This window comes from Roseomonas sp. 18066 (genome assembly GCF_902706185.1).
Taxonomy (GTDB): domain Bacteria; phylum Pseudomonadota; class Alphaproteobacteria; order Acetobacterales; family Acetobacteraceae; genus Pseudoroseomonas.
The window spans coordinates 1-9,465 of record NZ_CACSJM010000198.1; the positions used below are offsets into that span (position 1 = coordinate 1).

The window sequence follows — 9,465 nt, forward strand, 5'->3', positions numbered from 1 at the left end:
CCGGAGAGTGCCAACCGTGCCCCAAGACCCCTCCCCCACCGCCTTCACCACCGCCGGCGGCATCGCCGTGCGCCACCAGGCCGTGCCCGCCGACTATGCCGGCAGCCGCGAGGCGCTGGCCGCCCGGCTGGACCGCCAGCGCGGCGTGCTGCTCTCCTCCTCCTTCGAGTTCCCGGGGCGCTACACCCGCTGGGACCTGGGTTTTTGCGACCCGCCGCTGATGGTCACGGCGCGCGGCCGCGCGATGCGGATCGTCGCGCTGAACGCCCGCGGCGCGCTGCTGCTGCCGGCGATCGCGGCCACGCTGCGCGCCCTGCCGGAGACGGAAAGCCTCGCCGCCGACGCCACCGAGGTGACGCTCGCCATCCGCATGCCGACCGAGCGGCTGCCGGAGGAGGAGCGGTCGCGGCTTCCCTCGGTCTTCTCGGCGCTGCGGGCGATCCGTGATCTCTTCGCCAGCGATGCCGACCCGCATCTCGGGCTGTACGGCGCCTTCGGCTACGACCTGGTGTTCCAGTTCGAGCCGATGGCGCTGCGCCTGCCGCGCGCCGAGGACCAGCGCGACCTTGTCCTCTACCTGCCGGACGAGATCCTGGTGGTCGACCACCTGGCCGGCGCCGCCACGCTGCATCGCTACGATTTTTCTGTCGGTGGCGCCGCGACCGAGGCCCTGCCCCGCGCGACCCCGGCCGATCCGTTCCGCGCCGGCTCCAACGCCACGCCCGCCGAGAGCGACTACGGCCCCGGCGAATATGCCGCCATGGTCGAGCGCGCCCAGCAGGCCTTCGCCCGCGGCGACCTGTTCGAGGTGGTGCTCGGCCAGACCTTCGCGGCCGCCTGCGCCGATGCGCCCAGCGCGGTGTTCGAGCGGCTGCGGCGGGTGAACCCCTCGCCCTATGGCGCGCTGATGAACCTGGGCGAGGGCGAGTTCCTGGTCGCCGCCAGCCCAGAGATGTTCGTCCGGGTCGAGGGCAGCCGGATCGAGACCTGCCCGATCAGCGGCACCATCCGCCGCGGCCGCGACGCGCTGGAGGATGCGGAGAATATCCGCACCCTGCTCAACTCCGCCAAGGAGGAGAGCGAGCTGACCATGTGCACCGATGTCGACCGCAACGACAAATCCCGCGTCTGCGTGCCCGGCAGCGTCCGCGTCATCGGCCGGCGGCAGATCGAGATGTATTCGCGGCTGATCCACACGGTCGACCATGTGGAGGGCACGCTGCTGCCCGGCCGCGACGCGCTGGACGGTTTCCTGTCGCATGCCTGGGCGGTGACGGTGACGGGGGCGCCGAAGACCTGGGCGATCCGGCATGTCGAGGCGGAGGAACGTTCCGCCCGGCGCTGGTATGGCGGGGCCATCGGCCGCTTCACCTTCGACGGGCAGATGAACACCGGGCTGACGCTCCGCACCATCCGCCTGAAGGAAGGCGTCGCCGAGGTGCGCGCCGGGGCCACGCTGCTGCATGACAGCGACCCGGCCTCGGAAGAGGCGGAATGCCGGCTGAAGGCCAGCGCCATGTTCGCCGCCATCCGTGGCGAGGGTGCTCGCGCTGTCGCTTCGGCGACCGCCGCCGCGACGGTGAGCGGCCCCGCGCCGCGGGTGCTGCTGGTCGATCACGAGGACAGTTTTGTCCATACGCTCGCCAGCTACTTCCGCGCCGCCGGGGCGGAGGTGCGGACGCTGCGCCCCGAGCTGGCGCGGGCCGCGCTGCGGGAAGCGGCGGCGCCGGACCTGGTGCTGCTGTCGCCGGGGCCGGGGCGTCCGGCCGATTTTGCCATGTCCGAGACGCTGGATCTGATGCTGCAGCGCGGCCTGCCGGGCTTCGGCGTCTGCCTCGGGCTGCAGGGGATGGTGGAGCATTTCGGCGGCAGCCTGGACCAGCTGGTGGTGCCGATGCATGGCAAGCCGTCGCCGGTGCAGCGCCTCGGCGGCCGGCTGCTGGCCGGGCTGCCGGAGCGCTTCACCGTCGGCCGCTACCACTCGCTGCATGCGCGGCGCGTCGCCTTGCCTTCCGTGCTGGAGGCCACCGCCGAGACGGCGGATGGGGTGATCATGGCGATCGAGCATCGCGTGCTGCCTTTGGCCGCGGTGCAGTTCCACCCCGAGTCCCTGATGACGGATCCTGAAGGTGTCGGCATGCCGCTGATCCGCGGCGTGCTGGCGAGGCTGCGGGTGCTGACGCCGGCTGACTGATGTCGGGGTCCGGGGGCGGAGCCCCTGGTGCTTGCCTTGGCTCCTTCCCGGCGCGACGCTCCGCGTTGCATGCCAGGAGAGGCCTTGATGGACTGGAACCGAGCCACCGCCGAAGCGGCCGCCATTGCCGGCCGATGGTCCGAGGAGCGGGGCCCGGGCGGCGCCATCGTGTTGTTCGACGCCTCGGGCATCAGGGCCACCAGCGCCGGCGGCTATGCCGCGCTCGAGCCGTCGGTGCCGTTCACGCCGGACACGGTCAACCGGCTGGCCTCGATCAGCAAGCACTTCATGGCGGCGACGCTGCTGCTGGAGGAGATCCCGCTGGAGGCGCCGCTGGGCAGCCTGCTGGAGGGGCTGCCGGCGGCGGTGGGGGCGGTGCCGCTGGCGCGGGCGCTCGACATGACCGGCGGGCTGCCGGACATGATGGAGGTGCTGTGGCAGCAGGGCATTCCCTATACCGCCAGCCTGGCGCCGGCCGAGGTGCATGCGCTGCTGCGCCGGCTGCCCGGGCTTTGCGCGCCGCCGGGGCAGGAGATGGCCTATTCCAACACCGGCTGGCGGCTGGCGCAGTCGGTGATCCTGGCGCAGCGCGGCGTGCCCTACCCCGAGGCGCTGCGGCGCCAGCTGCTGGAGCCGCTGAAGCTGCGGGTCAGCTTCCCCACCGACGAGACCGAGCCGGTGGCCGACCTGGCCGCCGGCTATTGGTGGGACGAGGCGGCCTGGCGGCGCGGGCGGTATGGCATGCATTTCTCCGCCTCGGGCGGGCTGACGGCCAGCGCCAATACCCTGGCGCGCTGGGCCGCGGCGCTGCTGGCCGGCACCGGGCCGCTGGAGGGGATGCTGGAGCGGCTGGCCGCGCCGCGCCACTTCGCCGATGGCAGCGACAGCGTCTATCGCCTGGGCCTGGTGGAGACGCGGCTGGGCGGGTCGCGGGTGGTCGGCCACGGCGGGTCGCTGCCGGGCTATCGCAACCATTTCCTGATGGCGCCCGAGCAGGGCGTCGGCGTCGTCGTGCTGAGCAACCGCGAGGAGGATGCGCTGTGGCCGGCGCTGACGATCCTGGCGGCGCTGCTGGGCGAGGCGCTGCCCACGCCGGCCGCGCTGGCCCCGGGGATCTATGCCGAGGCGGAGGGCCCGTTCTGGGCCGAGCTCGGCGCGGATTCGATCAGCGTCATGGGCGGCTTCGAGCGGCTGATGCAGGGCGCCGATGGCGGGCTGCGCAGCATCCCGGCCTATCTCGACATCTCCGTCCGGGCGCAGAGCGATACGGTGCTGGAAGGGCGAATCGGCGGGGTGGCGCGGCGGCTGGAGAAAGTGCCGGAAAATGTCGCGCTGGATCCGCGGCTGGTGGGGCTTTGGGAAGAACCGGATTTCGGCGCGCGGATCGAGATCCGGGCGGATGGGACGGCGCGGATGCCCTGGCTGGGCGCGCTCGGCGCCGAGACCAGCCTGACGCCGCTGCCCGGCGGCCGGGCCCTGGCCGACCTCAAGCACGGGCCCTGGCGGCACCGCCCCTGCCTGTGGCTGCAAGCGGACGGGTCGCTGCGGCTTGCCAGCCACCGCGCGCGGGTGCTGCACTTCCAGCCCCTGAACATCCCGGATCGCGGCTGATGAATATCCAACGCCTGGCAGCGACGCTGCTGGCCGCAACATCCCTGGCCTGCGGCGCCGCCGCCGTCGCCCAGACCGCCGCCCCGCCGGCCAACCGCGTGCTGCGCGTGGCGCCGCATGCCGACCTGCGCACGCTCGATCCGGTCTTCGCCTCGATCACCATCACCCGCATGCACGGGCTGATGCTCTACGAGACGCTGTTCGCCTGGGACAGCCAGCTGAACCCGCAGCCGCAGATGGTCGACCAGGTGGAGACCGCGGCCGACAACCTGACCTGGAACTTTCGGCTGCGCGAGGGCCTGAAGTTCCATGATGGGCAGCCGGTCACCAGCCGCGACGTGGTGGCCTCGCTGAAGCGCTGGATGGCGCGCGACACGGTGGGCGTGAAGCTGGCCGAATACACCGCGTCGCTGGAGGTGATCGACGAGCGCCGCTTCGCGCTGCGGCTGCGCAAGCCGATGGGGCTGGTGCCCTTCGCGCTGGGCTCGGCCACCGGGCAGATCCCGGCGATCATGCGCGAGAGCGACGCCACCACCGACCCGACCCGCCCGGTGACGGAAACCATCGGCAGCGGCCCGTTCCGCTTCAACCGGGCCGAATGGCGCAGCGGCGCCCGCATCGTCTACGACCGCAACCCCGACTACATCCCCCGCGCCGAGCCGCCGAACGGGCTGGCCGGCGGCAGGGTGGTGAAGCTGGACCGCGTCGAATGGCACATCATGCCCGACCCGGCGACGGCGGCGGCCGCGCTGCAGACCGGCGAGATCGACCTGTGGGAGCAACCCAGCCAGGACCTGATCCCGGTGATCAGCCGCAGCCGCGGCATCGCGGTGGAGCGCTACGCCAGCCTCGCCAACCAGGCGATGCTGCGGCCGAACCACCTGCACCCGCCCTTCAACGACCCGCGCGCCCGGCTGGCCCTGGCCTTCGCCACCGACCAGACCGACTTCATGGCCGCCGGCTATGGCGACGAGCAGTGGTGGAAGCGCTGCGGCAGCTTCTTCGTCTGTGGCGGCCCGAATGGGACGGAAGCGGGTGCTGCGGCCTACGCCACGCCGAACCTGGAGCGCGCCCGGTCGCTGCTGGCCGAGAGCGGCTACAAGGGCGAGCGGGTGGTGATGATCTCCTCGCACGACATCCCGGCAATCGGGCGGATGGCGGAAGTCGCCGCCGCCTCGCTGCAGAAGATCGGCATGAACGTCGACCTGCAATTCGCCGACTGGGGCAATGTCACCAGCCGGCAGCCGCGCCGCGACCCGCCGGACCAGGGCGGCTGGAACCTGTTCGTCACCACGGCCTCGGGCGGGACCATGCAGTCGCCGGTGACCAATATCGGCACCAACAGCGCCTGCGAGCGCGCCTGGGCCGGCTGGCCCTGCGACGCCGACTCTGAACGCCTGCGCACGGCGGTGGTGGATGCGGTGGACGAGGCCGGACGCAAGGCGGCGCTCGAAGCCTTGCACGCGCGGCTGGCAGAAATGCAGCCCTACCGCGTGCTGGGACAGTTCGACCAACCCTATGCCCGGCGCAGCAACATCAGCGGCGTGCTGAACGCGCCGGTGATGGTGTTCTGGAATATTGAGAAGAACTGAAGGAAGTTGGGGGCAGGCTGGGGGAATGAATTCCCCCAGACCCCCTTCTTTTTTCTGTCAGACTGCCGTGTCCACGTGACGACAGGACGTGAAACGGCCAATGCACAGCGCGACCTTTGAGGTTGCGCTGAAAACGGCGTCCCGCCGTGAGGCCCTGGTGTGAACGCCGATGTGGCGCAGGTGTTCGAACGGCCGGTCATCAGAAAAAAGATGGGGGCTTGGGGGAATTCATTCCCCCAACCTACCCAAAACCCCTTCGCCTGGACTTTCAACCGGCAGCACCCACTCCCGATCCGCCCGCAGCAGCGCCGCCATTTCCCCGGCCGGCAAGGGCGGGCTGCAGAGCTCGCCCTGGTAGTCGTCGATGCCTTCGGCGCGCAGCCATTCCAGCTGGACCAGGCTTTCCACCCCTTCCGCCAGCATGGGCACCCCCAGCAGCCGCCCGAGCGAGGCCACCAGCCCCGCCGCATCCGCCGGCAGCCCGGCCGGCGCCAGCTTCAGCCGGTCGAGCGGAAAGCTGCGCAGCGCCACCGGGCTGGCCGGGCCGCTGCCGAAGCCTTCGACAGCCAGGCGGAAGCCCATGCCGCGCAGCTCGATCAGCCGGGCGCGGACCAGCTCGGGCGGCTCGGCGGCCAGCATGGCCTCGGTGACCTCCAGCTCCAGCCGGCGCGGGTCGCAGCCGCTCTCGTCCAGAATCCGCTGCAGCAGGGCCAGCCCGTCCGCCGCCCGGAACAGCCGCGGATACAGCTTCACCGCCAGCACCGCGCCGAAGCCCTGGGCGGCCCAGCGCGCCTGCTGCCGGGCGGCGGCCAGCAGCATCCATTGCCCCAGCGGGTCGAGCAGCCCGGGCTCGGCGCAGACGCGCAGGAAATCCTCGGGGTCGACCGGGCCGCGCTGCGGGTGGCGCCAGCGCAGCACCGCCTGGGCGCCCAGCACCCGCCCCTCCTGCACCGACAGCCGCGGCTGGAACAGCAGGAAGAATTCCTCCTGCTGCAGGGCAGCGCGGAGTTGTTCTTCCAGCGCCAGCCGGTCGCGGGCGCGCTGGTCCATCTCCGGCAGGAAATAGCGCCAAGCGTTGCGGCCGGCGGCCTTGGCTTCGTAGAGCGCCAGGTCCGCCTGCTGCGCCAGCAGGTCGACCTCGGTGGCATGCTCGGGATAGAGGCTGATGCCGATGCTGGGCGTCACCTGCAGCCGATGCTCGGCCAGCTGGATCGGCTGCGACAGCGCCTCCCGCAGCCGGCCGGCCAGCGCGTCGATCCCGGCCTGCGGTCCGCCCGCCAGCCCGGCATCCGGCGGCAGGCGGATCAGCAGCAGGAATTCGTCGCCGCCCAGGCGGATGACGCCGTCACCGGCGCGCAGGCAGGCGCGCAGCCGCTGCGCCACCACCACCAGCAGCCGGTCGCCCACCGGATGGCCGAAGACGTCGTTGACATGCTTGAAGCCGTCCAGGTCGATGAACAGCAGGGCGATGCCGCCGCCCTCCTCCAGCGCCCGCCCGCGCAGCCGGGCGAAGAGCGGATGCAGCGAGGCGCGGTTGGGCAGGCCGGTCAGGGTGTCGTGGGTGGCCAGGTAGTCGGCCTTGCGCTCGGCCTCCTTGAGCTCGGAGATATCGACCTCGCTGACCAGCAGCGCCGGCCGGCCGGTGGCCGAATCGCGGCAGCGGCGCAGCGTCATGTCGTGCCAGCGCGGGCCCCGGGCGGTGCGCAGCTGGGCGACCATCCGCGCCTCGCCCGCCTGCTCCAGCGCGGCGCAGAGCGTGTCGCGCGCCGCGGCATCGACGAAGCGCGCGGTGAAATTGGCCTGGCCCGGCGGCAGCACCGCGCGGGCGGCGGGGTTGCGGTACAGCAGCTCGCCCTCATGGTCGTAGAGGGCGATCATGACCGAGGTATGCACCAGCGCCTCGGCGCTGCGCAGCGTGTCGGCGCGCGCCTCGACGTCGCCCAGCGCCTCGCACAGCATGCCCATGCGGCCATCGGCCAGGCGCAGCCCGCGATAGGCGGCGGTGACCGGGCGCGGGCGGCCATTGGGATAGAGGGTCCAGACCTCGACGAAGCTGGCGTCGCAGGCGATGAAATCCTCCTGGTACTGCCGCAGCTTGCGCGCCACCGAGGCGGAAAGCTCGCGGCCCAGGTCGCGCGCCGCCAGCTCCTCCCGGCTGGCGGCCTGCCACAGCAGCAGCGCCGCCGCATTGGCCCAGACCACGCGGCCATGATCGATGTCATAGACCCAGAGCGGGGTGGTCAGCCGGTCCAGCGGCAGGCAGGCGGCGTCGAAGCCGGCCGGGGCGTCCCGGGGCGTCTCCTGGTCGATGGCCGGTCCTGGCCCCGCATCCGCCATCCGCTGATCCCCTCCCCGCAAGCGGTTCGCCTGCAGGCTAAGGGCACAGGGTTATCGGCCGGTTAAGGCCGCTTCAGCGACAGGCGCCTGGCCGGCGCGCCACCGAGGTTCGCCGCGAAGGCCGCCTGGATCGCCTCGGGCCAGGGCGCGACCTTCCGCTTCTCCAGATCGACGCAGAGGAACAGGAATTCGCATTCGGCGCTCTGCCAGCCCTCGTCGGCATGGAACAGCCGGTGGCGCAGCAGCAGCCGCTTGGCGTCATGCGCCAGCACCTCGCTGCTGACCGACAGCGCCATGCCCTGCACCACCTCGCGCTGATAGGCGACCCAGCTCTCGGCGGCGAAGGTGCCCAGGCCCTGGGCGCGAAACCCCGGCCCGAGGCCCAGCCGCGGCCAGAGCAGGTCGGTCGCCATGTCGAAGGCCACCAGGTAGAAGGCCATGTTCATATGGCCGTAATGGTCGACCCATTCGGGGCGGACCGGGCCGATGGCGCCGCGTGTCTCGGCCAGGGCCTGGCCTGCCACCTGCCCCATCAGCGGCAGCCCGGCGGATTGAGGAACAGCCCCGCCGCCTGCGGCACCGCCGCCGCGCCGGGGCAGAGCGGCGCCAGGCTCAGGCGCTGGGCGTCCTCGCCCGGCAGCGGGGGCGCGGCGCCGACGCTGCGGCTCTGCGCGCGCCGCGCCTTCTGGCCCGGCGCGCCGAGCTCGGCCACGCATTCCAGCCGGTCGCCATCCTTGCGGGTGATCCGCACCAGCACCCGGCCGCCATTCATCGGCAGGGCGGCGGTGGCGGCGGCCCCTGCCTCGCCTTCCAGGCAGGCCACGATGCCGGGGGCGGTCTCCGGCAGGAAGCGTGACCAGCCATCCTCCTGGGCGAGCGCCGACGTCGCGAACGCCAGCGGCGTGAGCAGGAGGACAAGAAAGCGGGCAGGGGTCGTCATGGCGTCAGTGAATCTCCTGGGCCCGCGACAGCGCCTCCTTCAGCGCCGCCACGGAAAAGCGGTCGGATGAACACAGGTCGAGGATGACCTTCTCGCGCCGCGCGCCGAGCTCGATCGCCGCCGGCAATTGCCGCACCACCGCATGCGGAATCACCACGGCGCCGTGCCGGTCGGCATGCACCACGGCGTCATGCGCGCAGGCCATGCCATGAACCGACACCTCCTGGCCATAGGCGACCATGTGGACATAGGCATGGCTCGGATTGACGATGCCCAGGATCTGGAAATCCGGCGCCAGCGCGTCGATGTCGCGGAACGACCCGTTGGTGACGCAGCCCTGCGACCCCAGCGCCTTGTGGACCGCGCTGTGCACCTCGCCCCAGAAGGCGCCGTAGCCCGGGGTGTCGTCCAAATCCTGCAGCACAACGATGGTCGGCATCGCGGCTTGCGCCACATATTCGTACCAGCCGGTGCGGATGCCGCGATCGACCTCGGCCAGCCGGCCGGAGGGGGCGGCGGCACGGATCGCCCCGGTCCGCGCCAGGCCGCAGATCGGCTTCAGGGTGACGTCGGCGGCCACCAGCGGGCGCAGCGTGTAGCCATGGCCGCGCCGCTCCGGCGCGACCAGCTCCAGCGCGTTGCAGATGGTCGGCGTGTCCCAGGCGCGCAGCGCCTCCAGGTCGGCGGCGGTGAAAGGATAGGCGGCGGCGGCATCGGCCATGATCGGCGCTCCTCCAGGCTTTTTTTCTCGGACCCCCTGAGGATTGCCGTCCCCGCGCCCCCCGACAACC

General features: G+C 72.0%; 7 protein-coding genes. 3 read left to right on the forward strand and 4 right to left on the reverse strand.

Annotated features, from left to right (window positions below):
* Positions 1–16 precede the first annotated feature (16 nt).
* The 3 genes from GVN67_RS26165 to GVN67_RS26175 all read left to right on the forward strand — a co-directional run bounded on the left by GVN67_RS26165 (position 17) and on the right by GVN67_RS26175 (position 5,397).
* Positions 17–2,194: an anthranilate synthase component I gene (locus GVN67_RS26165; RefSeq protein WP_160000263.1), complete on the forward strand. Its 2,178-nt coding sequence runs from the start codon at positions 17–19 to the stop codon at positions 2,192–2,194.
* Between the two features lie 87 nt (positions 2,195–2,281).
* Complete coding sequence (locus GVN67_RS26170; protein ID WP_235035512.1) at positions 2,282–3,805, forward strand: serine hydrolase; 1,524 nt, start codon at positions 2,282–2,284, stop codon at positions 3,803–3,805.
* Positions 3,805–5,397, forward strand: a complete 1,593-nt coding sequence (locus tag GVN67_RS26175; RefSeq protein ID WP_160000265.1) for an ABC transporter substrate-binding protein — start codon at positions 3,805–3,807, stop codon at positions 5,395–5,397. The genes GVN67_RS26170 and GVN67_RS26175 overlap by 1 nt, the downstream gene beginning before the upstream one ends.
* Before the next feature lie 228 nt (positions 5,398–5,625).
* On the opposite strand, the gene GVN67_RS26180 is transcribed toward GVN67_RS26175, so the two are convergent.
* The 4 genes from GVN67_RS26180 to GVN67_RS26195 all read right to left on the reverse strand — a co-directional run bounded on the left by GVN67_RS26180 (position 5,626) and on the right by GVN67_RS26195 (position 9,395).
* Positions 5,626–7,734: a bifunctional diguanylate cyclase/phosphodiesterase gene (locus GVN67_RS26180; protein ID WP_160000266.1), complete on the reverse strand. Its 2,109-nt coding sequence runs from the start codon at positions 7,732–7,734 to the stop codon at positions 5,626–5,628.
* 62 nt (positions 7,735–7,796) lie between these two features.
* Positions 7,797–8,267, reverse strand: coding sequence for a thioesterase family protein (locus tag GVN67_RS26185; RefSeq protein ID WP_160000267.1), 471 nt, complete (start codon positions 8,265–8,267; stop codon positions 7,797–7,799).
* Positions 8,267–8,674 carry a hypothetical protein gene (locus GVN67_RS26190; RefSeq protein WP_160000268.1) on the reverse strand — a complete coding sequence of 136 codons (408 nt, stop codon included), beginning with the start codon at positions 8,672–8,674 and terminating at the stop codon, positions 8,267–8,269. The genes GVN67_RS26185 and GVN67_RS26190 overlap by 1 nt, the downstream gene beginning before the upstream one ends.
* A 4-nt stretch (positions 8,675–8,678) precedes the next feature.
* Positions 8,679–9,395 carry an RraA family protein gene (locus GVN67_RS26195; protein WP_160000269.1) on the reverse strand — a complete coding sequence of 239 codons (717 nt, stop codon included), beginning with the start codon at positions 9,393–9,395 and terminating at the stop codon, positions 8,679–8,681.
* Between the last annotated feature and the right edge of the window lie 70 nt (positions 9,396–9,465).